The organism is Allobosea sp. P4_H5 (assembly GCF_056400825.1).
Window position 1 is genome coordinate 335,149 of sequence record NZ_JBFUKM010000003.1, and the last position, 20,928, is coordinate 356,076.

Annotated in this window: 21 protein-coding genes; 7 read left to right on the plus strand and 14 right to left on the minus strand. The window is 68.4% G+C overall.

Translation table 11 applies throughout. The features are described 5' to 3' along the window. The 10 genes from AC1DS0_RS08160 to AC1DS0_RS08205 all read right to left on the minus strand — a co-directional run bounded on the left by AC1DS0_RS08160 (position 1) and on the right by AC1DS0_RS08205 (position 8,924). Positions 1 to 1,539 carry a serine hydrolase gene (locus AC1DS0_RS08160; protein ID WP_476813868.1) on the minus strand — a complete coding sequence of 513 codons (1,539 nt, stop codon included), beginning with the start codon at positions 1,537 to 1,539 and terminating at the stop codon, positions 1 to 3. Positions 1,540 to 1,692: 153 nt separating this feature from the next. Then, entirely contained in the window at positions 1,693 to 2,454 is a 762-nt protein-coding gene (locus tag AC1DS0_RS08165) for an ABC transporter ATP-binding protein (RefSeq protein ID WP_476813869.1), read from the minus strand. After that, the gene (locus AC1DS0_RS08170) at positions 2,451 to 3,461 is read right to left on the minus strand and encodes a FecCD family ABC transporter permease (RefSeq protein ID WP_476813870.1); all 1,011 of its coding nucleotides are present in this window, start codon (positions 3,459 to 3,461) and stop codon (positions 2,451 to 2,453) included. The genes AC1DS0_RS08165 and AC1DS0_RS08170 overlap by 4 nt, the downstream gene beginning before the upstream one ends. Before the next feature lie 51 nt (positions 3,462 to 3,512). Then, the gene (locus AC1DS0_RS08175) at positions 3,513 to 4,547 is read right to left on the minus strand and encodes an iron ABC transporter substrate-binding protein (RefSeq protein WP_476813871.1); all 1,035 of its coding nucleotides are present in this window, start codon (positions 4,545 to 4,547) and stop codon (positions 3,513 to 3,515) included. Then, positions 4,534 to 5,013: a tRNA (N6-threonylcarbamoyladenosine(37)-N6)-methyltransferase TrmO gene (gene tsaA / locus AC1DS0_RS08180; protein ID WP_476813872.1), complete on the minus strand. Its 480-nt coding sequence runs from the start codon at positions 5,011 to 5,013 to the stop codon at positions 4,534 to 4,536. The genes AC1DS0_RS08175 and tsaA overlap by 14 nt, the downstream gene beginning before the upstream one ends. 16 nt (positions 5,014 to 5,029) lie before the next feature. Further along, a complete protein-coding gene (locus tag AC1DS0_RS08185; protein WP_476813873.1) occupies positions 5,030 to 5,788 on the minus strand; it encodes a molybdate ABC transporter substrate-binding protein in 759 nt (252 codons plus the stop codon). Between the two features lie 4 nt (positions 5,789 to 5,792). Further along, positions 5,793 to 6,611: a molybdate ABC transporter substrate-binding protein gene (locus tag AC1DS0_RS08190; protein WP_476813874.1), complete on the minus strand. Its 819-nt coding sequence runs from the start codon at positions 6,609 to 6,611 to the stop codon at positions 5,793 to 5,795. A 4-nt stretch (positions 6,612 to 6,615) separates the two neighbouring features. After that, a complete protein-coding gene (locus AC1DS0_RS08195) occupies positions 6,616 to 7,461 on the minus strand; it encodes an ABC transporter substrate-binding protein (protein WP_476813875.1) in 846 nt (281 codons plus the stop codon). A 32-nt stretch (positions 7,462 to 7,493) separates the two neighbouring features. Continuing rightward, positions 7,494 to 8,216: an ATP-binding cassette domain-containing protein gene (locus AC1DS0_RS08200; RefSeq protein WP_476813876.1), complete on the minus strand. Its 723-nt coding sequence runs from the start codon at positions 8,214 to 8,216 to the stop codon at positions 7,494 to 7,496. A gap of 6 nt (positions 8,217 to 8,222) precedes the next feature. Then, positions 8,223 to 8,924 (minus strand): ABC transporter permease, encoded by a 702-nt coding sequence (locus AC1DS0_RS08205; RefSeq protein ID WP_432212033.1) that lies wholly within the window; start codon positions 8,922 to 8,924, stop codon positions 8,223 to 8,225. 93 nt (positions 8,925 to 9,017) lie between these two features. On the opposite strand from AC1DS0_RS08205, the gene AC1DS0_RS08210 reads away from it, so the two are divergent. The 3 genes from AC1DS0_RS08210 (at position 9,018) to AC1DS0_RS08220 (ending at position 11,684) form a co-directional block, all read left to right on the plus strand. Next, a complete protein-coding gene (locus AC1DS0_RS08210) occupies positions 9,018 to 9,920 on the plus strand; it encodes a substrate-binding domain-containing protein (RefSeq protein WP_476813877.1) in 903 nt (300 codons plus the stop codon). Between the two features lie 106 nt (positions 9,921 to 10,026). Then, the gene (locus AC1DS0_RS08215; protein WP_476813878.1) at positions 10,027 to 11,184 is read left to right on the plus strand and encodes a M20 aminoacylase family protein; all 1,158 of its coding nucleotides are present in this window, start codon (positions 10,027 to 10,029) and stop codon (positions 11,182 to 11,184) included. Next, positions 11,184 to 11,684, plus strand: coding sequence for an N-acetyltransferase family protein (locus AC1DS0_RS08220; protein ID WP_476813879.1), 501 nt, complete (start codon positions 11,184 to 11,186; stop codon positions 11,682 to 11,684). Before AC1DS0_RS08215 ends, AC1DS0_RS08220 begins: the two co-directional genes overlap by 1 nt. Here the strand turns inward: AC1DS0_RS08220 and AC1DS0_RS08225 are convergent. Both AC1DS0_RS08225 and AC1DS0_RS08230 read right to left on the minus strand, forming a co-directional pair. Beyond that, a complete protein-coding gene (locus AC1DS0_RS08225; protein WP_476813880.1) occupies positions 11,673 to 12,467 on the minus strand; it encodes a hypothetical protein in 795 nt (264 codons plus the stop codon). The genes AC1DS0_RS08220 and AC1DS0_RS08225 overlap by 12 nt on opposite strands. Positions 12,468 to 12,525: 58 nt before the next feature. Next, positions 12,526 to 13,662 carry a DSD1 family PLP-dependent enzyme gene (locus AC1DS0_RS08230; protein WP_476813881.1) on the minus strand — a complete coding sequence of 379 codons (1,137 nt, stop codon included), beginning with the start codon at positions 13,660 to 13,662 and terminating at the stop codon, positions 12,526 to 12,528. 107 nt (positions 13,663 to 13,769) lie between these two features. On the opposite strand from AC1DS0_RS08230, the gene AC1DS0_RS08235 reads away from it, so the two are divergent. The 3 genes from AC1DS0_RS08235 (at position 13,770) to AC1DS0_RS08245 (ending at position 17,770) form a co-directional block, all read left to right on the plus strand. After that, on the plus strand, positions 13,770 to 15,590 hold the full coding sequence (locus AC1DS0_RS08235) for an ABC transporter ATP-binding protein (protein WP_476813882.1): 1,821 nt from the start codon (positions 13,770 to 13,772) through the stop codon (positions 15,588 to 15,590). Continuing rightward, positions 15,553 to 16,110, plus strand: coding sequence for a GNAT family N-acetyltransferase (locus AC1DS0_RS08240; protein WP_476813883.1), 558 nt, complete (start codon positions 15,553 to 15,555; stop codon positions 16,108 to 16,110). Before AC1DS0_RS08235 ends, AC1DS0_RS08240 begins: the two co-directional genes overlap by 38 nt. A 127-nt stretch (positions 16,111 to 16,237) precedes the next feature. Further along, a complete protein-coding gene (locus tag AC1DS0_RS08245) occupies positions 16,238 to 17,770 on the plus strand; it encodes an MFS transporter (protein ID WP_476813884.1) in 1,533 nt (510 codons plus the stop codon). A 108-nt stretch (positions 17,771 to 17,878) separates the two neighbouring features. Here the strand turns inward: AC1DS0_RS08245 and AC1DS0_RS08250 are convergent, their stop codons facing one another. Next, positions 17,879 to 18,460, minus strand: a complete 582-nt coding sequence (locus tag AC1DS0_RS08250; RefSeq protein WP_476813885.1) for an invasion associated locus B family protein — start codon at positions 18,458 to 18,460, stop codon at positions 17,879 to 17,881. A gap of 81 nt (positions 18,461 to 18,541) precedes the next feature. Next, a complete protein-coding gene (obgE, locus tag AC1DS0_RS08255) occupies positions 18,542 to 19,585 on the minus strand; it encodes a GTPase ObgE (RefSeq protein WP_476813886.1) in 1,044 nt (347 codons plus the stop codon). Positions 19,586 to 19,757: 172 nt separating this feature from the next. On the opposite strand from obgE, the gene AC1DS0_RS08260 reads away from it, so the two are divergent. Continuing rightward, positions 19,758 to 20,906 (plus strand): extracellular catalytic domain type 1 short-chain-length polyhydroxyalkanoate depolymerase, encoded by a 1,149-nt coding sequence (locus AC1DS0_RS08260; protein WP_476814023.1) that lies wholly within the window; start codon positions 19,758 to 19,760, stop codon positions 20,904 to 20,906. Positions 20,907 to 20,928 lie beyond the last annotated feature (22 nt).

Sequence of the window (20,928 nt, forward strand, 5' to 3'; positions counted from 1 at the left end):
TCACTGCGCTGCGCGCGCGAAGCTATGCGGCAGCTCGGGACTGAGCCAGCGCATCTGCGTGATCTTGCCGGCGGCGTCGGTCTCGAAGCGCAGGCGGACGAAGGGCTCGCCGCCGGACATCTCGGACGGCGCGACGAAGGCGCCGATTGGCGCCAGCCGCGCCTGGAACAGGTAGGGATCGTCCTTGTTCGGCTCGAGGAGGAGCTGCGCCTCGGTCTTCTCCAGCGTCAGGCTGAGCTTGCCGCCAGTGAGCGCCACGGTGGCGTCGCCGAGGATCGGCGAGGCGTAGCTGCCGGAAAAGCCGGCGGCGAGCGGTGACAGCGGGCCGGGCGCGAAGCCGGCTGCCTCGGCCTGCGCCGCCTCGCGACGGGTCTTCGCAGCGGCGGCCGCGAGCGCGACGTTGTCGACGGCAGGGTTGCCGAGCACGCGGTCGTAGAACCACATCGCCAGCGCGTCCGGCAGGCCGATATTCTCGAGATTGGTCAGGATGACGATGCCGGTCTTGCCGTCGGGCAGGAAACCGGCATGCGCGCCGAAGCCGGAGGTGCCGCCATTATGCCAGATGATCCGGCCGCGCGGCGTCGCGGTCGCGACCCAGCCGACGGCATAGGAGCTGCGCTCGTTCATGGCGACGCGCGGCGTCCAGGTGACGTCGAGATTGTCCTCGGAGACCAGGATCTTGCCCTCGAACTGGCCGCGGCCGAGCTGCAGGCGCAGCCATTTGGCCATGTCGGGGATGTTCGAGTTGAGCGCCCCGGCGGGACCCAGCGCATAGGGGAAGGACGGGTGAAAGGGCACGGCGACCGGCTTGTCGGCGAGGCGATGGCCCTGCGCATGGTTCGGAGCGGCTGTGATCGTCTCCGCCGTGGCGGTGGTCGCGGCCATGCCGAGCGGGAAGAGCAGGCTCTTCTGCAGCGAGTCGAACCAGGACGGTGCGCCGTTGACCTTGGCGACGATCTCGCCACCGACGACATGCGGGATGTTGAGATAGCGGAAATCCGAGCGGAACATCCCCAGCTGCGGCGCGACGCGCAGCGAGCGGATCAGCGTCTGCTTGTCGTAGCCGAGCATGGTGAGCGCGTCGTTGACGTAAGCCGTCAGGCCGGAGCGCTGGGCCGCAAGGTCGAGCACGCGGAAATCGCGGGTGACCCAGGGGTCGGCGAGCTGAAACTCGGGAGTATGGTCGATGACCGGATCGCTCCAGCCGAGGCGGCCGGCATCGACCGCCTGCGCCAGCGTCGTGGCGAGGAAAGCCTTGGTGGTCGAGCCGACCTGGAAGATCGTCTCCGGCGTGACCTGCTCGGGCTTGCCGAGCTCGCGGATGCCGAAGCCCTTGGCGTAGATCAGCTTGTCGTCATGGACGATGCCGATGGCGACGCCCGGCACCGAGAAGGCCTTCATGCCCTCGGCGACCTGCTTCTCGAACTCCGGCAGCAGCGCTTCGATCGAGCCTTGCGTGGGCTGCTGCGCGGTTGCTTTCGATGTGCCCGAGATCGCGGCGAGGCCACAGAGGAGCGCGGCTCCGATGATGCGCTTCATTCACTATCCCCCAAGGCATCGCATAGGCCGGCCGATCATGCCGCCGAAAGCGGTACGCCCGCCGGCGGCGCCACGATCACACGCGATGTTCTGACCGTAGGTAAATGGGATCAGGAGATTGTGACGGGATCGGCGCTTGCACCGCGAGGTTGCTCAGCCGGGCAGGAAGGCGAGCTTTCCGTCGCCCCTGACGGTTTCGATCGCGACGCCATAGAGCGCTGCGAGCAGCTCCGGCGTCAGCAGCTCGCTCGCCTTGCCGCTGGCGAGCGCCCGGCCTTCGCGCAGCAGCAGCGCCCGGTCGGCATAGCGCAACGCCTGGTTGGGATCGTGGGTGGTGAAGAGCACGCCGAGCCCTTCGCCGGTGAGGCGGCGGATCTGGTTCATCACCTTGCCCTGATTGCCGAAATCGAGGCTCGCCGTCGGCTCGTCGAGGATGACGTAACGCGGCTCCTGGGCGAGAGCGCGGGCGATCATGACGAGCTGGCGCTCGCCGCCGGAGATTTCGGTGTAGGGGCGCTGCGCCAGATGCGCGATGCCGAGCCGATCCAGCATCGCGCTCACCACGTCCCAGTCATGGCCAGACGGTGCCGCGAACAGGCTGGAGCGGGCGGTGCGGCCCATCAGCACGACCTCGCTCACCGAGAAGGCGAAGGTGCCGGCATGGACCTGCGGGACATAGGCGAGGGCGCAGGCTCGTTCGCCGATCGAGAGTGCACCCAATGGCCTGCCATCGAGCGTGAGCGTTCCCTCCTTTGCCGGCAGCAGGCCGAGCAGCGTCTTCAGCAGCGTCGTCTTGCCATGGCCGTTGGGGCCGAGCAGCGCCAGGATTTCTCCGCCGGCGAGATCGAGCGCGATGTCGCGGCCGATCTCACGCTCGCGATAGCCATAGGCCAGGGCGCTGGCTTCGAGGCTCACGACCAGCCTCCGCGTGCCGAAGCAAGCAGCCAGATGAAGAAGGGCGTGCCGATCACGGCGGTGAGGATGCCGAGTGGCGTCTCGACCGGGGCGGCGGTCCGCGCCAACGTGTCGATGGCGAGGAGATAGCCGCCGCCTAGCAGCGCCGCCGTCGGCAGCAGCCGGCCGAAATCCGGGCCGACGAGGAAGCGGGCGAGATGCGGCACGACGAGGCCGACCCAGCCGATGATACCGGCCGCCGCGACGCTCGCCGCCGTCACCAGCGTGGCCGCGGCGATGATGGCGATGCGCAAGGGGCCTGTGGCGAGGCCAAGGGCACGCGCTTCCTCCTCCGGCAGCGACATCACGTTCATGCGCCAGCGCAGCGCCAGCAGGATGACGGCGCCGATCAGGACCGGGCCGAGCAGGGGGATGAGGTCGGGCTTGGCCGTGCCGGCGAGGCTGCCGAGCAGCCAGAAGGTCATGGCCGGGAGCTGGTTGTAGGGGTCGGCCCAATACTTCACCAGGCCGATACCGGCACCGAGCAGCGAGCCGACGACGACGCCGGTCAGTACCAGCACGAGCACGGGATCGCCGCGCCTGATCGTCGAGCCGACGGCATAGACGGCGCCGACCGCGACGAGCCCACCCACGAATGCAGCGAGCTGGATTCCGAACAGGCCGAGCGAGAGATAGATGCCGATGACAGCGCCGAGCGCTGCGCCCGAGGAGGCCCCGAGGATGTCGGGCGAGACCAGCGGGTTGCGGAACAGGCCCTGGAAGGCGCAGCCGGCGATGGCAAGCGCGGCCCCGCACAGGATCGCCGCGAGGATGCGCGGGCCGCGGATGTTCCAGACCACGGTCTCGATCTGAGGCGGCAGGCCGGAGGGTTCGCCCGTGACCAGCGACCAGGCGAGGCGGCCGAGATCGCCAGGGGCGACCGGAAAGCGCCCAAGCGCGAAGGCGGCGAGCACGGCGAACGCCAGCAGCACAAGGGCGATCAGATTGCCGCGCAGGGAGGAGGTCATTGCGGGCGCAGCGAAGCAGGCGAGGCGACCTGCAGCAAGAGCATCATCCCCTCACCCCCGCCCCGCCAACACGCGATCGAGCTGTGCCTCGCTTGGCGTCACCTGGTAGAACAGCGTGTGGAAGTCGCGGGCGAGCTTGCGGATGTCCTCGGGGAATTGCGCGGGATAGAGCAGCTTTGCCAGCCACCACAGGCCGATGGCGCGGTTGACCGAGGGCGGGAAATCGACCCAGCCGAAAGGCAGTTTCGGCGAGTGATGGACCCGGCCCTCGCGTACCGCCTTCACGCCGGCCCAATTCGGATCGCTGCGCACGCTCTCGGCAAAGGCAAGGTCGATGGTGACGATCACATCGGGGTTCCAGGCCAGCACCTGCTCGAGCGAGACCTGGGCAAGGCCGCTGCCCTGCTGCTCGGCGGCGGCATTGCGGGCACCGAGGAAGGAGAGGGTCTCGACATTGATCGAGCCGCCGAGCCCGGTCTCAAGCCCGCGCGGGCCTCGGGCATAATAGACGCTCGGGCGCTTCTCGGGTGGGATCGAAGCGATGCGGCCGCGGATCGTCGCGAAACTGTCCTCGCACCAGCGCGCCAGCGTCTCGGCGCGCTCGCTGCGGCCGGTGAGCTGGCCGAGGATGCGATAGCTTGCCGGAGTCTGGTCGAAGCGGCCGTCGAGCAGGGCGTAGGGGATGCCGGTCTGCTGCTGCACGCGCTCGGCGAGCTCGACATAGGTGCGGCCAGTCGAGCCGGAATCGATGATGAGGTCTGGCCTGGCCTGCAACACGGCTTCGAGATTGGCACTGTTGCCGCGGCCGGTGATCCGGCCCACCTCTGGCCGGTCACCGATCCCTGGCAGCAGGAATTCGCGCTCCTCCGGCCGGTTGGCGCGCGGCCAGCCGATCAGCAGGTCGGGCGCCAGCGTGTAGACCAGGATCGCGGCGGGCGGCCCGGCCGGAAAGATGCGCTCGACCTTGCCGGGGACCGGGACCTCGCGGCCGGCGCCGTCGCGGATGGTTGCGGCGCGAGCGAGGCGCGGGGTGGCGATCGTCGCGCCGAGGCCGGCGAGGACGGCGCGGCGATCAGGATGCGGCATGGGACGTTCCCGGTGTGCCGTGCGAATGGCTGCAGCGAAAAGGCTTGATGTCGAGCAGCGGCGTGCCGTCGAGGCAGTCGAGCCCGCGCACGAGCAGGGTGCCTCCTTCGACGCCTTCGAGCTTCACCCGCGACAATGCGATCGGGTTCGGGCGTACCGGCGAGCGCAGCGCAAAGGTGCCGAGCGTGCCGCCGCCGCGCGGCGTCTGCGTCAGCAGATCGCGCCTGGCTTCGTGCATCCAGTACAGCAGATCGAGCTCGCCGAAGGTTTCGATGCCCTTGAGCGCCTGATGCCAATGCGGATCGATCTCGACGCGGCAAATGGGTCCGTCCTGGCTACCCTGACGCGGGCAATCATCGCGCGTCGCGAAGGGCGTGCGGATGCGGCCGATGAAGACGAGGCGGGCATCGCTGCGCTCGGGCAAAGCGGCTTCGGTTTCGCCCGGCCGGGTCGCTTGCCAATCCATGACGGTGCCCTTCCCGCTATCTCGCGCGCGGCAGGCCGGGCGCGACGAAGCCATGCCTTGCCAGAATCACCTGACCCTGCGGCGAGAGGATGTACATGGCGAGCCGGTAGCCGTCCGGCGAGGCCTTGTTCATCACCGTCAGGCCGTAATCGGCACCCACTGCGAGCTGGTCCGGCAGGCGCAGCATCGCGATCCCCGGCTGTTCCTTCGCCAGCGGCTGGGCATTGGTGCAATAGGCCAGGAAGATGTCGGCCTCGCCGCTCGCCAGCTTGTGACCGTAGACGTTGAGACCTTCCGGTGCCGGCAGGCATTCGGGTCCGCCGGTCAGCTTCAAGGCCTTGGCTTCGAGCGCGGCCTTGGCGCCGGGCTTCACCGCCTCCGCCCGCGCAAAGACGGTTAAGGCGTAGTCGCCCGATGGATCGGCTTTCGGCGTCGAGGTGCCGAGCCTGACCTTGGGATCGAGCATCAGATCGAGCAGATTGGCGCTCGTCGCGACCAGTCCCGGCCGCAGGAAAGCGCAGAGCTCGTTGCGGGCGAAGAGCACGGCCGGCCCGGCGAGGCCGGCCCGTGCCAGCGCCTGCGGATGCTCCAGATTGGCCGAGGCGAAGACCTCGCCGGCCTCGCCTCTGGCGAGCCGGTCCCTGAGCAGGCCAGAGGCGCCGAACTGCGCGGAGACGGGAACTCCGGTCTCGCTTTGGAACGTTTCGGCGATGTCGAGCAGGGCGCCGCGCAGGCTGCCAGCGGCGTGCAGGCTCACCGAGGCTGGCGCAGTCAAGATCTCACTTCCCCTCGCGAGGCAGGCCGGGCGCGACGAAGCCGTGCCGCGCCAGGATGCGCTGCCCGTCCGGCGAGAGGATGAACATGGCGAGCCGGTAGGCGTTCGGCGAGGCGCCGTTCATCACCGTCAGCCCATAGTCCGCGCCGACCAGCAGCTTCTCCGGCAGCCGGACCATGCGGATGCCGGGCTGCTCGCGCGCGATCGGGTCGGCATTGGTGCAGTAGCCGAGGAAGAGGTCGGCCGCGCCGGTCGCCAGCAGATGGCCGGTGCCGTTGCGATCGGGCGGGGTCGGGGCGCTGTTGGGGCCGCCGACGAGCTGCAGCGCCTTGGCCTCCAGCGCCGCCTTCGCACCGGCTTTGAGCTTTTCGGCCTTGGCGAAGACCTGCCAGGCATAATCGCCGGACGGGTCGGCCCTCGGCGTCGAGGTGCCGAGCTTGAGCTTCGGATCGAGCATCTGCGCGAGCAGCGTGTTGCTGGTCACGTCGAGCCCTGGACGGGCGAAGGCGCAGGTCTCGTTGCGCACGAAGAGCACGACCGGGCCGGACTTGCCGTCCTTCGCCAGCGCGAGCGGGTGATCCATGTTGGCAGAGGCGAAGACCTCCGCCGGCTCGCCCTTGGCAAGAGCCTCGCGCAGCAGGCCGGAGGGGCGGAAGCTGGTCGTGACCGGAATGCGCGCCGAGGCTTCGAAGGCCCTGGAGACCTCGGTCAGCGCGTTCTTCAGGCTGCCGGCGGCATGGAGCAGCACCGGTTTTTCGGCCTGTTGCGCCGGGACGAGCGCCGGCCACAGGCTGACGAGGGCGGCGAGTGCGAGCCTGCGCATCGGCTCAGGCTCCCGCCTGGCCGGCGTTCGGGAAGAAGAGCTGCTGGCCGTCGATCTTGTAGTCGGCGATCGCCTTCTGGCCTTCCGGGCTGGTCAGCCAGTTGGCGAAGAGCTTGCCGTCGGCGACCTTCACATGCGGGTGCTTGGCCGGGTTCACCGACATCACGCCGTACTGATTGAACAGGCGCTGGTCGCCCTCGACCGAGATGACGAGATCGCCGCGGTTCTTGAACGAGATCCAGGTGGCGCGGTCGGAGAGGACATAGGCGCCCATGGCGCCGGAGGTGTTGAGCGCCGCGCCCATGCCCTGGCCGATCTCGCGATACCAGGGCCCCTTCTGCGCGGCGATGTCGACGCCCGCGACCTTCCAGAGATTGAGCTCGGCGGCATGGGTGCCGGACTTGTCGCCGCGCGAGACGAAGGGCGCGGCCTTCTCCTGGATCTTCTTCAACGCGGCGACGATGTCCTTGGTCCCGGCGACGCCGGCCGGATCGCTCTTGGGGCCGATCAGGACGAAGTCGTTGTACATCACCGGGCGGCGCTCGGTCGAAAAGCCCTCCTCGACGAATTTCAGCTCCTGCGCCCTGGCGTGGACGAAGACGACGTCGGCATCGCCGCGGCGGGCGGTGTCGAGAGCCTGGCCGGTGCCCTGCGAGATGACGCGGACCTCGATGCCGGTCTTGGCCTTGAACAGCGGCAGGATGTGGTTGAACAGGCCAGAATCCTGGGTCGAGGTGGTCGAGGCCACGGTGATGAAGCGCTCGCCGGCCGGAGCCTGAGCAAGCGCGACGCCGGCCAGGCCGAGGAACAGGCCGGCGGCGAGGAGAGAGCGGCGGGGCAAGGCGGTCATCGGGCGTTTCTCCTGTCGTTGGTCTTTGTGGTTCACCAGAGCAGTTCGCCGGCGAGGAAGGCGCGCGCCTCAGCCGAGTGCGGGCCGGCGAAGAAGTCCCGTGCAAGCGCGTCCTCGACCAGTCGGCCGCGATGCAGGAAGAGCACGCGGTCGGCGAGACGGCGGGCCTGGCCGAGATCATGGGTCGACATCATCACGGTGATGCCCTCGGCGACGAGGCCGGAGAGCAGGTCCTCGATCTGGCGCGTCGCTGCAGGGTCGAGCTGCGAGGTCGGCTCGTCCAAGAAGAGTAGTTCGGGCCTTAGCGCCCAGGCGCGGGCGATGGCGAGGCGCTGCTGCTCGCCGCCGGAAAGCAGGCGAGCCGGCTGGCTGGCGCGTCCGGTGAGGCCGAAGCGGTCAAGCGCCTGTGCGGCGCGGGCCTTTCGCTCGGTGCTATTGGCACCGGCGGCGGCGAGGGCATGGGTGATGTTGGCCTCGACCGAGCGGCGCAGCATGATCGGCTTCTGGAAGACCATGGCGTGGCGCTTGGACCGGCCCTCGGTTCCTGCGGCCCAGCGCACCGCGCCGCGGCTCGGCGTCAGCAGGCCATGGCAGAGGCGAAGGGTCAGCGACTTGCCGGCGCCGTTCGGTCCGAGCAGCACGGTGAGCCCACCCGCTGGAATGATGAAGCTGTTGGGCTCGACCAAGAGCTTGCCGTCGCCGGAGAAGGCGGCGGCCTCGACTGTGAGCGGTAGGATCGAGGTTACGCTCAGCATGATCGCTCAACCCGCATAGCGCGCGCCGATGCGGCTGGCGCCGAAGGCGATGGCGTTGATGGCGAGCGTCAGCGAGAGCAGGACGAGGCCGAGGCCGAGCGCCAGCGGCAGGTCACCCTTGGAGGTCTCCAGCGTAATCGCCGTCGTCATGGTGCGGGTGTAGCCGGCGATGTTGCCGCCGACGATCAGGACGGCGCCGACCTCGGCGCTGGCCCGGCCGAAGCCGGCGAGCAGCGCCGTTGCCAGCGCGAAACGCCCGTCGAAGAGCAGGGTCGGGATGGCGCGCAGGCCCTCCAGGCCGACCGAGCGCAAATGGTCGCGATATTCGCTCCATAGATCCTCGATCACCTGCCGGGTCAGCGCGATCACGATCGGCAGCACCAGGATCACCTGTGCGATGATCATCGCGGTCGGCGTGAACAAGAGGCCGAGCGGTCCGAGCGGGCCGGAGCGCGAGAGCAGAAGGAAGACGGCAAGGCCTGCGACGACCGGCGGCAGGCCCATCAGCGCGTTCAGGCAGACGATGATGGCGGAGCGGCCCGGGAACCGCGCCAGTGCCAGCGCCGCGCCGAGCGGCAGGCCGATCAGTGCCGCGATCAACACAGCGGTGAGCGTCACGCGCAGCGACAGGAAGACGATACCGAGGAAGCCGGGGTCGAGCCCGACCACCAGCGCAAAGGCCGCCTGAAAGATCGCGCCGACGTCCAAAGCCTGCTCCCGCGCGCTCGCCTTGAGATTGCAAGCATTTGCAATTGGTAGAGTTCAATGCGACCAAATGCCAATGTCGTAACCAGCGCAGGCATGTGCAGGCTGATGCAGGATCAGGTCTGGCTTACCACCGAGGAAGCGGCCTCCTATCTGCGCCTCAAGGAGCGCAAGCTCTACGAACTGGTCGGGCAAGGCGCGGTGCCTTGCACCAAGGTCTCCGGCAAATGGCTGTTCCCGCGCGGCGGCCTCGACCGCTGGCTCGAGGCCGGGTTGTCGCGCCCGGCCGGGTTCGACGCGGTCCCGCCACCGCCGATCGTCGGTGGCAGCCAGGATTCGCTGCTGGAGCTCGCGATCCGCGAATCCGGCTGTGGGCTGGCGCTACTGGCCGAGGGGTCGCAGGCCGGGCTCGACCGGCTGGTACGTAACGAGGTCGCCATCGCCGCATTGCATCTGCACGCGATGCCGGATGATGACGCCGCCAACCTCGCGGCGATCCGCGCCGAACCTTCCCTGCACGATGCGGTGGTGATCAACTTCGCCCGGCGCGAGCAGGGGCTGCTGATCGCACCCGACAATCCGCTCGGGATCGACGGGCTCGGCGCGGCGATCGCCAAGGGCGCCCGCTTCGCCCAGCGCCAGCGCGGTGCCGGGGCGCAATTGCTTCTGCTCAGCCTGCTGGAGTGCGCCGGGGTTCCCTCTGATCGGATGATCCTCGCCGACGGCGTCTGCGCCACCGGCCAGGATCTGGCGCTGGCGATCCGCTCTGGACGGGCCGATTGCGGCATCGCCGCGCGCGCCATCGCCATGGCCTTCGGCCTCGCCTTCCTGCCGCTGGTCTGGGAGCACGTCGATCTGGTGATGCGCCGGCGGAGCTATTTCGAGCCGACGACGCAGAAGCTGCTCGCCTGGATGCACGGTGCCGACATGGCGGTGCGAGCAAGGGAGTTCGGTGGCTATGACCTCTCGATCAGTGGGAGCGTGCGGCTGAACCGCTAAGCGGACGCTTGCGAAACAAGCTTGCAAATGCGGCGGGCAATTGCAGCGCCTGTTGCGCTCGCGTCGACATAGTCTTCCGGCGGAGTGAAGCAGGCGAGGACAGCCCGTGACGATCGATCTCGACAAGCTCGTGCAGGAGATGACCGGCTGGCGACGTGACCTGCACGCCCATCCGGAGTTCGGCTTCGAGGAGACGCGCACCAGCGCCTTCGTCGCGGCCAAGCTGCGCGAGTTCGGCCTCGACGATGTCGCGGAGGGTGTCGGCGGCACCGGCGTGGTCGGCACGCTGACGCGCGGCAGCGGCAACCGGGCGATCGCGCTGCGGGCCGATATGGATGCGCTGCGCATCCCCGAGCAAAGCGAGTTTTCCCACCGCTCCGGCAATCCCGGCGTCATGCATGCCTGCGGCCATGATGGGCATACCGCCATGCTGCTCGGCGCGGCGAAGCTGCTGGCGGAGGAGGGCGGTTTCGACGGCACCGTGCGCTTCGTCTTCCAGCCGGCCGAGGAATGGGGGCGCGGCGCGCTCGCCATGCTCGATGACGGGCTGATGGAGCGCTTTCCGTTCGAGGAGATCTACGGGCTGCACAATGCGCCGAAGCTGCCGGTCGGCAAGTTCCAGACCCGGACCGGCCCGATCATGTCGGCGGAGGACAATTTCGAGATCGTCCTCACCGGCGTCGGCGGCCATGCCGCCCGCCCCCATGTCGGCAACGAGACGCTGGTCGCCGCTTGCGCTTTGGTCACGAGCCTGCAGACCATCGTCTCGCGCCGCCTCAGCCCGGCTGACATCGCCGTGGTCTCGGTGACCGAGCTGATCACCGACGGCACCCGCAACGCCCTGCCGGGACAGGCGCGCATCCTCGGCGATGCCCGCAGCTTCCACCCCGAGGTCAGCGCCGATATCGAGGCGCAGATGCGCGTGATCAGCGAAGGCATCGCGCGCGCCTACAATGTCGAGCAGTCGGTGAGCTACACGCGCGAATTCGTGCCGCTGCTTAACCAGCCGGCCCAAACCGAGGCGGCACTGGAGGCGGCGCGGAACGTGCTCGGGCCTGAGAATGTCTCGGTGGTGTCGGAGCCCTTCACCGGCTCGGAGGATTTTGCCCGCTTCCTCGCTCATGTGCCGGGCTGCTTCTCCTTCGTCGGCAATGGCGACAGCGCTCCGCTGCACAACCCACGCTACGACTTTGACGACGAAGGGCTGATCCACGGCGCACGCTTCCACACCGAGATCGTCAGGCGGCGTCTGGCTGTGGCGTGATGGCGAACCTCGCAGTTGAAGGACTCGTCGATATGCGCACGCGACCGGCCGTTACCAGCGATGCGGAAGCGATGAGCGCGGTCCTACGCGCCATCATCGTCGCGTATGGGCGGGAGCGTCCCAGTGATCCCGACTTTGTTCTCGCGACTTATATCGCCCATCCCGACCGCATCGCCTGCACGGTCGCGCTCGATGATGCCGGGACAGTCCTCGGTTTTCAGTCCCTGCGCCGGGCGCGGCTTGGCGATCCCTATGGAACGCCGGATGGCTGGGGGAGCATCGGGACGCATGTCTCGCCGCATGCGGGCCGGAAGGGTGTCGGAACGGCGCTGTTCGCGGTCACGCAGCAGGCTGCTTCGGAGGCGGGCATCGGCCGGATCGATGCTGCTATCCGCGACGACAACCCGCTAGGCCTTGCCTATTATGAGGCGCGAGGCTTCCGGACCCACAGGACCGAGAACGGGGTGGTCCACAAGGTCTACACGGTGTCAGAGGGCTGACGAGCGGCCCTCATATCTTCGCCAAGCGCAGACCTTGTGCACATATTCCCGGTTGCGCTCGGCCTCGCCGAAGGGTGCGACCGGCCAGAGCCAGCTTTCGTCCTCCTGTGGCAGGCCGACGCCGTACATCAGATCGAGCCGATCATGGATCGCTCCGCCGCGGTCGCGCTCGATCATCTCGACATCGCTGATCAGGCAGACACGGCCCTTGAAGCGGGCGAGGTCGTCGAGATGCCAGGTGATGCAGCGGGCCGGCAGATTGTCGGGCAGGGCAGCGGCGCGGGCGGGGTTGTCCTCGAGCCAGTCGGCGACCGGCCAGGCGAGTTGCGAGAGCAAATTGGCCGAGATGACGAGGTCGATCCTGTCGTCGTTGGCGAGGTCCGCCAGCGGGTCCTGCCGGCCCTCCGCTTCGCCGGTGAGCCAGGCCATCGCGCCGGTGAGGTCGCGGCTGAGGAGGCTGACCTTGCCCTGCCGCCAGAGCTTCAGGCGCAGCAGCGGCAGATGAACGATATCGACGAGCACGACCTCCTCGAAGCTGGCGCAGAGCGCGTCCAGCGGGATGTCGCGCGCAGGGCCGGAGCCGAGCACCACGACCTTGCGGCGGCGTGGCAGGGAGGCTGCGACCTCGGCGATGATGGCGCGGCAGCGGGCCTGATGCGGCTCCCAGGCCTTGCGCTGGCGCCGGCCGCGCGACCATAGTGCGATCCCTTCCCGCAGCAGGCCGAACCGGCGCGCCAGCGGCGCAGCCGGCGTCAGGGCTTGCAGTGCCAGCTCGGCGAGCATCAGGGCATGATGCCGGAAAGGGGATGCCGGTTTTCGGACGACATCATGCCCCCTGCAATCAGCCGAGCGCGCCGCGCCCTGCGACCGGCCAGACCGCCTCGACATGAGCGTCCGGGCCACCCAGGCCGCGCACGCAGACATACCAGTCGTGCAGGTTGACGGTCGGGTCGCAATGGCCGGGCACGAGCAGGACGCGCTCGCCGCGATGCGGCACGGCGACGGGATCGCCGGTCAGGATGCCGTGTTCGTCGGAGGGCTTGGTGTAGACTACGCCGTCGCGCTGCCAGGGCACCGGCATGCCTGAATCGACCGCTGCGGTCTTGTGGCCGGCATCGACGATGGCGCGGTCCGGCACCGGCTTGCTCATCACCCCGGCGAGCACGAACAACGCGTGCTGGAAGGTGTTGAAGGTCGAGCCGTCGGCCATGCGGTTACGGGCATAGTCGGCGTCCATGAAGATGTAGGAGCCGCATTGCAATTCGTTCCAGACGCCGGAGCGGCTCTCCAGCTCGAAGGTTCCGGTACCGGCGCCGCCGACGGTGTCGCAAGCGAGACCGGCCTGGGCGAGGCGCTCGATCACATTGCGGGTGAGCAGGCCGGCGCGCTCGATCGCCTCGCTGCGCTCGTCGACCGAGCGCATGTGCTGGGCCGAGCCGTGATAGGCCTGCACGCCGCGGAAGCGCAGCGTGTTGCTACGCGCCACTGCCTCGGCGAGCCTGACCGCAGCCTCGCCCGGAGCGACGCCGCAGCGGCGCCCGCCGATGTCGAGCTCGACCAGCACGTCGAGGACGACGTCGTTGCGCGCTGCCGCCTCGGCCGCCTCGCGCACCCCCTCGATATGGTCGACGCAGAGCCCGATTCGGGCCTCGCGGGCGAGCTTGGCCAGCCGGTCGAGCTTGGCGGCGCCGGCGATCTCATTGGTGACGAGCACATCGGTGACGCCGCCGGCGACCAGGACCTCCGCCTCGCCGACCTTCTGGCAGCATTGCCCGACCGCACCATGGGCGATCTGGCGCAGGGCGATCTCCGGGCTCTTATGCGTCTTGGCATGGGGGCGCAGGCGTACGCCCGTCGCCTCGGCGAAAGCCGCCATGGTGACGAGATTCCGCTCGAAGGCGTCGAGATCGATGATCAAGGCGGGCGTATCGATCTCGGCGAAGGACTGTCCGGGCCGGGCCGGCGGGGAAAGGGGCATGTGCTCTCGAATCTGGTGAATCAACTCATGGCCATCGGACGTCAGCTTCGTGTCCGGAGCAAGACCGGCAGTGGCGCTTGCATGGCGGCCATGTTAGGCCGCGCGCCATGAAGATCGGCCGCGTCACCGACGACACCTTTGCGCTCTTTGCCCGAGTCTGGCGCGAGCGCGGGCGGCACTACACGCCGCAACTCCTCGCCATCCTCGGTCTCGTCGTGGTCATCGCGGCGACGACGAGCTTCTATCCGCTGCTGATCAAGGCGGCCTTCGACGCCTTCGCCGACCCGATCGGGGCCGAGGCGACTGGCTTCGTGCGCCGCATGGAGCGGCTGGTGTCGAAGTCGATTGATTTCGAGATCGGCGTCGTCAACGCCGTCGCCGTCGTCGTGGTGATCGTCACCGCGATCAAGGGCTTCTCGCTGCTGACGCAGACGGTGATGACCAACAGCGTCGTCAGCCGGATCGAGGCCGACATGCAGAGCGCGCTCTACGACCATCTGATCGATGCCGACCTGGCGCAGCTTCAGAGGGAAAACCCGGCCTCGCTCACGCAGCGCTTCACCACCGACTTCACCTTCGTCAAGGAGGCGCTGACCCGGCTGGTCAACATCGCGGTCCGCGACGTGATGACGGCGATAGCGCTGGTCGGCGCCATGCTCTGGATCGACTGGAAGATGACCGCGGTCGTGCTACTGATCGCGCCGATCGTCGCCAGGCCGATCGGCCGGATCGGCAAGAAGCTGCGCCGTATGGCGGCCTCGCAGCAGGAGCAGACCGGACTCATGGCGAGCCTGGTCACCGAGAGCCTGCAGGGCGCGCGCGTCGCCAAGACCGATTCGCTCGAGCCTTATCTGAAGGAACGCGCGGCCGGGGCCTTCGAGACGATCCGGGCGTTGAAGATGAAGGCGGCCAATGCCCGCGGCCGGCTCGATCCGTTGCTCGAGGTCGCCGGCGGGCTCGCGGTCGCCGGCGTGCTTTCGGCGATCGGCGTGCGCATCACCTCGGGCAGTTCCACCGTCGGCGACTTCACCGGCTATGTCTCGGCGCTGCTGCTGGCGGCCCAGCCGATGCGCTCGCTCGGCAATCTCAACGCCATCGTCCAGGAGGCCGGCGCCTCGCTGAAGCGCTATTACGCGCTGATCGACGAGAAGTCGCTGATCACCGAGCGCCCGGATGCCAGGCCGCTGGCGGTGAATGGTGGGGAGGTCGCCTTCCGCGACCTGCGTTTCCGCTATCGCGACGACCAGCGCGGGCTCGAAGGCATCGATCTCGTCGCGGAGGCCGGCAAGACCACGGCGCTGGTCGGCCGTTCCGGCTCGGGCAAGTCGACCATGCTGGCGCTGGTGCCGCGGCTCTATGATCCGACCGAGGGCCGGGTCGAGATCGACGGGCAGGACATCAGCGACGTGACCCTGCGCAGCCTGCGCGGCCAGATCGGCGTGGTCAGCCAGGATGTCGTGCTGTTCGACGACACGGTGCGCGCCAATATCGGCTTCGGCCGTCCGGGTGCGAGCGAGGCGGACATCGTCGCTGCGGCCAGGGCGGCGGCGGCGCACGACTTTATCATGGCGATGCCCGACGGCTATGACACGAAGGTCGGCGAGCGCGGCTCGCGGCTTTCGGGGGGCGAACGCCAGCGCCTCGCCATTGCCCGCGCCATCCTCAAGGATGCGCCGATCCTGCTGCTCGACGAGGCGACCAGCGCACTCGACACCCAGTCGGAACGATTGGTGCAGGAGGCGCTGGCGGAGCTGATGAAGGGCCGGACGACGCTGGTCATCGCGCACCGGTTGTCGACCGTGCGCGAGGCCGACCAGATCGTCGTGCTCGACGAGGGCAAGGTGGTTGAGACCGGCGACCATGACGGGTTGATCGCGCGCGACGGCGCCTATGCACGACTCTATAGGCTGCAATTCGCGGAGGGTTGAAGCTATTCGCCTGGAGACCGAACGCCTCGTCCTCGACCTGCACGGCGTCGAGCATTTCGAGCCGCTCTCCTTGATGTGGGGCGATGCGGCGGTGGTGCACCATATCGGCCAGCCCTCGACGCCTCAGGACGCCTGGATGCGGCTGCTGCGCTATCGCGGGCTCTGGCCGCTGCTCGGCTACGGCTATTGGGCGCTGACCGAGAAAGCGAGCGGTCGCTTCGTCGGCGATCTCGGCTTCGCTGATTTCCACCGGGCGATCGAGCCGTCGATCCGCGGCATCCCCGAAGCCGGCTGGGTGTTGGCGGGCTGGGCGCACAGGCAGGGGTTCGCGAGCGAGGCGCTCACCGCCGCGCTCGGTTGGCTCGACGGGCAAGGCGCGCATGACAGCTCGGTCTGCCTGATCGCGCCGGAAAACCAGCCTTCACTGCGGTTGGCGCGCCGCTTCGGCTTCCGGGACGAGCGCATCGTCAGCTTCTCCGGGCATGACACGCTGCTGCTGCGGCGGGCGCGGCCGGCATAGCGCCAAGCTGGCGTGTCGGCGCTGCCGCAAGCATGCCGGGCATGCGCGCGTGGCGGGCAGCTGCTGACAGGAGCTGCCACATTCTGTTGGCAGTGTTCCGGCTTAAAAAATTGAAAGAGTCTCTGCCGTGACGACCCCGACGAACGCCGCCGCGCCGGCGCGTAAGGCCACCCGCTGCGAATGGCTGGGCCTGATCGCGATCGCCTTCCCCTGCATGATCTATTCGATGGACCTGACGGTGCTGAACCTGGCGGTCCCGACATTGACGCGCGAACTCAAGCCGACAGCGGGCGAACTGCTCTGGATCATCGACATCTACGGCTTCATGGTCGCCGGCTTCCTGATGACCATGGGCACGCTCGGCGACCGGATCGGCCGGCGCAAGCTCCTGCTGATCGGCGCGGCCGCCTTCGGCCTGGCCTCGACCGTCGCTGCCTTCTCGAGCAGTACCGAGATGCTGATCATGACGCGGGCGCTGCTTGGCATCGCCGGGGCGACGCTGGCGCCCTCGACGCTCTCGCTGATCGCGGTGATGTTCGAGGACGAGACCGAGCGCACCTTCGCGATCTCGATGTGGATCGCCAGCTTCTCGGCAGGGGCTGTGATCGGCCCGCTGATCGGTGGTGCGCTGATCGAGTATTTCTGGTGGGGCTCGGTCTTCCTGATCGCAGTGCCGCCGATGCTCATCCTGCTGGTGATCGGGCCGATCCTGCTGCCGGAATACAAGGCGCCGCAGGCAGGGCGGCTTGATCTGCCGAGCGCTCTGCTCTCGCTGGCGGCGATCCTGCCGGTGATCTACGGGATCAAGCACTGGGCCGAGTTCGGACTCTCGGCCTATGCCGCCGGCTGCATCGTCGCCGGGCTGGTGTTCGGCCTGGTGTTCGCGCGTCGGCAGACGCGCCTTGCCGATCCGATGGTCGATCTCACCTTGTTCGGGATTGCCGCCTTCCGCGCGGCGCTGGCGATCAACCTCGCCGGCATCATGGTGATGTTCGGCAGCTTCATCTTCATGGCGCAGTATCTGCAGCTGGTCGCCGGGCTGACGCCGCTGGAAGCCGGCATCTGGTCGCTGCCTTCTGCAGTCGCCTTCACGCTCGCCTCCTTCGCGGTGACGCCGCTGTCCGTGCGCTTCAAGCCCGCGACGCTGATGGCCGGCGGCATGGTGCTCTCCGGCCTTGGTTTCGCCTGGCTTGCCTTCGCTCCGAACCTCGTCCCGATCGTCGCCTCGTCGATCCTGTTCTCGATCGGCTTCACACCGGTGATCGCGCTGACGACCGGGATCGTGGTCGGCTCGGCGCCGCAGGAGCGGGCAGGAGCAGCCTCGGCCATGTCCGAGACCAGTATCGAATTGGGCGGCGCGCTCGGCGTCGCGGTGTTCGGCAGCCTCGGGGCGGCGCTCTATCGCCAGAGCATGGCGGGGCTTTCGGTCGCGGGCGTCGACAGCGCGACGCTGGCGCCGGCGCGCTCGACGCTAGGCGGGGCGCTCGCCGCGGCCGAGCGGCTGACGCACGAGCAGTCGGCACATCTGCTCCAGGCGGCGCGTGAGGCCTTCATGACCGGCTTCCATGCGGTCGCGCTGATCGCGATCGCCGGCATGGTCTTCTGCATCGCCGTGGCGCTGACGACCTTGCGCGATGCAAAGCCGTCGGCGGCGCATTGAAGAGCGTCATTCTCGGGCTTGGCCCGAGAATTTCCTGACGAGAAGGCGCTGACTAGCACCTCTTCCGGCCTGAGATGCTCGGGGCAAGCCCGGGCTTGACGCGCAGGATCAGGGCTCGCGCTGCAGCGCCTCGGCGGCCGCCGGGAAGCCGCGGAAGGAAAGTGGCAGCGTGACCTCGCGCTTGCCGGCGTCGAGATAGCGCATCTGGCCGGCCTCGCTGAAGCCGCGCCAGCGCTTGAAGACGTCGTCGCTCAGTGTCGCCTCGGCGAAGCAGCCACCGGGCAGGCAGCGCTGGAAGACGGCGAGCGCCTCGTCCTTCTCGGCAACGACCACGCGCACGCTGGCCTTGTCGCCGAGCGCAAGGTTCGGCGGCACCTGGATCACCAGCTTGATCGGCTCGCTCTTGACCGGGCGGCCGATGGCAACCAGCGCGATCGGGCCGCGTTGGCCCTGCTGTTCCAGGGTCTGGACGATCTCGCAGACGCGGGCTGCAACGCTCTGCTGGCAGCGCAGGATCCAGTCGCCATAGGTCGCGGTGGTATTGTCGGGCTGGGAGACGGCGCCGGGCGTCGGAGTCGCCTGCGCCTGGACCGGGCGCGGCTGGGCGGGGCGTTGCGCCGGCGCCTGGGCAAAAGCCGTTCCTGCCAGGAGAGTGGCGGAGAAGGCGAGGGCAGTCTGTCGTCTCAGCATGGCTGGAATGGTCCAAAGCGGGCAATCGCCGACTTCAAGACCAGGAGTGACCGCCGCGCAAGTCGAAGTTGTGAACGGCTGTCAAGGATGCCAGCCGCTCTCCTCTGCCGGAGCCTCGTCCTTGACCTCCTGGGCGCGCGCTTCCTCGACCACCGCGAAGACCGCGCGCAGCGCCGCTTCGACGCCTTCGCCCGAGGCGGCCGACAGGGCGATCGGCGTGCGGCCGCTGGCGCGCTTCAGGCGGGCGAGCTGTTCCTTGCGTGCCTCCGGCGTCAGCGCGTCGACCTTGGAGAGCGCGACGATCTCCGGCTTCTCGTCGAGGTCGGCGCCATAGGCGGCAAGCTCCTTGCGCACCGTCTTGTAGGCTTTGCCGGCATGCTCGGTTGCGCCCTCGACGAGGTGCAGCAGCACGCGGCAGCGCTCGATATGGCCGAGGAAGCGGTCGCCGAGGCCATGGCCCTCATGCGCGCCCTCGATCAGGCCAGGAATATCGGCGAGCACCATCTCGCGTGCGTCGACGCGGACGACGCCGAGGCCGGGATGCAGCGTGGTGAAGGGATAATCGGCGATCTTCGGCTTGGCCGCCGTCACCGTGGCGAGGAAGGTCGATTTGCCGGCATTGGGCAGGCCGACGAGGCCGGCATCGGCGATCAGCTTGAGCCGCATCCAGACCCAGCGCTCCTCGCCCGGCAGGCCGGGATTGGCATGGCGCGGCGCCTGGTTGGTCGAGGTCTTGAAATAGGCGTTGCCGAAGCCGCCATTGCCGCCCTTGCACAGGACGAAGCGCTGGCCGGGCTCGGTCAGGTCCGCGATCAGCGTCTCGCCGTCCTCGTCGAGGATCTCGGTGCCCGGGGGGACCTTCAGGACAATCGCCGGGCCATTGGCGCCATGGCGGTCCTTGCCCATGCCGTGCTCGCCGATCCTGGCCTTGAAGTGCTGCTGGAAGCGGAAGTCGATCAGCGTGTTCAGGCCCTGGACGCATTCGACCACGACGTCGCCGCCGCGCCCACCATCGCCGCCATTGGGTCCGCCGAATTCGATGAATTTTTCGCGCCGGAATGAGACGCAGCCGGCGCCGCCGTCTCCGGCCTTCACGTAGATCTTGGCTTGGTCGAGGAATTTCATGGAGGAGTAGGTAGTCGCATGAGCGCAGGAGAGCAATGCGTCGCGACGCTTCTCCGGTCCGACTGCGTCGCTCTTTTCCGAAATTATGTTGCAGTGCAGCAACGAATGCCCATCTCGGACGTTGTCACCCGCCAGCGCCACTCCGGCGGCTGACGACACAAGGGCCATGACGATGCGAAAGCTCTCCGACACAATCGCCCGCCTATCGGCCTACCGCACCCAGCTGGGGGGCGGGGCGAGTATCGATGCGTCTGGCCGCCTCGGCACCTTGCCGGAGTTCGGCAGCAATCCCGGCGCTCTGCTCGCCCGGACCTATCTTCCGCCCGGGCTTCCTGCCGGCGCGCCTCTCGTCGTGGTGCTGCATGGCTGCACCCAGACCGCTTCCGGCTACGATCTTGGCTCCGGCTGGTCGACACTGGCCGATCGCGACGGCTTTGCGCTGCTGTTTCCCGAGCAGCAGCGCGCCAACAACGCCAATCTCTGCTTCAACTGGTTCGAGCCGGGCGATACGCAGCGCGGCAAGGGCGAGGCGCGGTCGATCAGTCAGATGATCGAAGCCATGATCGCACGCCATGGCCTCGATCGGGACCGCGTCTTCATCACCGGACTATCAGCTGGCGGGGCCATGGCCGGCGTCATGCTCGCGACCTATCCCGAGCTCCTCGCCGGTGGCGCGATCATTGCGGGTCTGCCCTATGGCGTCGCGGCCACCATTCCCGAAGCCTTCGACCGCATGCGGGCCCATGGACTGCCTGGGGAGAAAAGGCTGCAGGATCTGGTGCGCTCCGCTTCGCAGCATGATGGACCCTGGCCGACAATTTCGATCTGGCAGGGCAGCGCCGACCGCACCGTCGCCCCTGCCAATGCCGCAGCGCTCATCGCGCAATGGCGCGGCGTCCACGACCTGCCTGCCGAGCCGTCTGCGAGCGAAACGGTCGACGGCCAGAGGCGCCGGGTCTGGCGTGACGCCGATGGCCGCAACCTGATCGAGGAGTACAGCATTGCCGGAATGGGCCATGGTACGCCGATTGCCGGCGACGGAATCGGCCGACCGGGGCCGTATATGCTGGCCGCCGGCATTTCCTCGACACAGCGGATCGCCCGGTTCTGGGGGCTGGCGGCCGGTGAGGCAGAGAAGGCCAAACCGGACGCGAAAACGCCGGCCGCTCCGCTCCCGGTGCAAGAGCCTGCCACGGCCGCCGGCCCGGCGCAGCCGGAGCCTGAACCGCGCGTGACCGATCGGTCGGCTACGCCGCCTGCAGCCACTGGCGTGCGCAAGATCATCGAGGATGCGCTGCGTTCGGCCGGGCTGATGCGGTGAAGAAGGATTTCGACCCCGCCCG

Bases quoted from the DNA above. Each gene is read 5' to 3' on its own strand.
- AC1DS0_RS08200 (WP_476813876.1), bottom strand. From the start codon at position 8,216: ATGCTGAGCGTAACCTCGATCCTACCGCTCACAGTCGAGGCCGCCGCC.
- AC1DS0_RS08230 (WP_476813881.1), bottom strand. From the start codon at position 13,662: ATGCCCCTTTCCCCGCCGGCCCGGCCCGGACAGTCCTTCGCCGAGATC.
- AC1DS0_RS08190 (WP_476813874.1), bottom strand. From the start codon at position 6,611: ATGCGCAGGCTCGCACTCGCCGCCCTCGTCAGCCTGTGGCCGGCGCTC.
- AC1DS0_RS08220 (WP_476813879.1), top strand. From the start codon at position 11,184: ATGGCGAACCTCGCAGTTGAAGGACTCGTCGATATGCGCACGCGACCG.
- AC1DS0_RS08160 (WP_476813868.1), bottom strand. From the start codon at position 1,539: ATGAAGCGCATCATCGGAGCCGCGCTCCTCTGTGGCCTCGCCGCGATC.
- AC1DS0_RS08195 (WP_476813875.1), bottom strand. From the start codon at position 7,461: ATGACCGCCTTGCCCCGCCGCTCTCTCCTCGCCGCCGGCCTGTTCCTC.
- obgE (WP_476813886.1), bottom strand. From the start codon at position 19,585: ATGAAATTCCTCGACCAAGCCAAGATCTACGTGAAGGCCGGAGACGGC.
- AC1DS0_RS08250 (WP_476813885.1), bottom strand. From the start codon at position 18,460: ATGCTGAGACGACAGACTGCCCTCGCCTTCTCCGCCACTCTCCTGGCA.
- AC1DS0_RS08210 (WP_476813877.1), top strand. From the start codon at position 9,018: ATGTGCAGGCTGATGCAGGATCAGGTCTGGCTTACCACCGAGGAAGCG.
- AC1DS0_RS08240 (WP_476813883.1), top strand. From the start codon at position 15,553: ATGCACGACTCTATAGGCTGCAATTCGCGGAGGGTTGAAGCTATTCGC.
- AC1DS0_RS08170 (WP_476813870.1), bottom strand. From the start codon at position 3,461: ATGACCTCCTCCCTGCGCGGCAATCTGATCGCCCTTGTGCTGCTGGCG.
- tsaA (WP_476813872.1), bottom strand. From the start codon at position 5,013: ATGGATTGGCAAGCGACCCGGCCGGGCGAAACCGAAGCCGCTTTGCCC.
- AC1DS0_RS08235 (WP_476813882.1), top strand. From the start codon at position 13,770: ATGAAGATCGGCCGCGTCACCGACGACACCTTTGCGCTCTTTGCCCGA.
- AC1DS0_RS08175 (WP_476813871.1), bottom strand. From the start codon at position 4,547: ATGCCGCATCCTGATCGCCGCGCCGTCCTCGCCGGCCTCGGCGCGACG.
- AC1DS0_RS08225 (WP_476813880.1), bottom strand. From the start codon at position 12,467: ATGCTCGCCGAGCTGGCACTGCAAGCCCTGACGCCGGCTGCGCCGCTG.
- AC1DS0_RS08260 (WP_476814023.1), top strand. From the start codon at position 19,758: ATGCGAAAGCTCTCCGACACAATCGCCCGCCTATCGGCCTACCGCACC.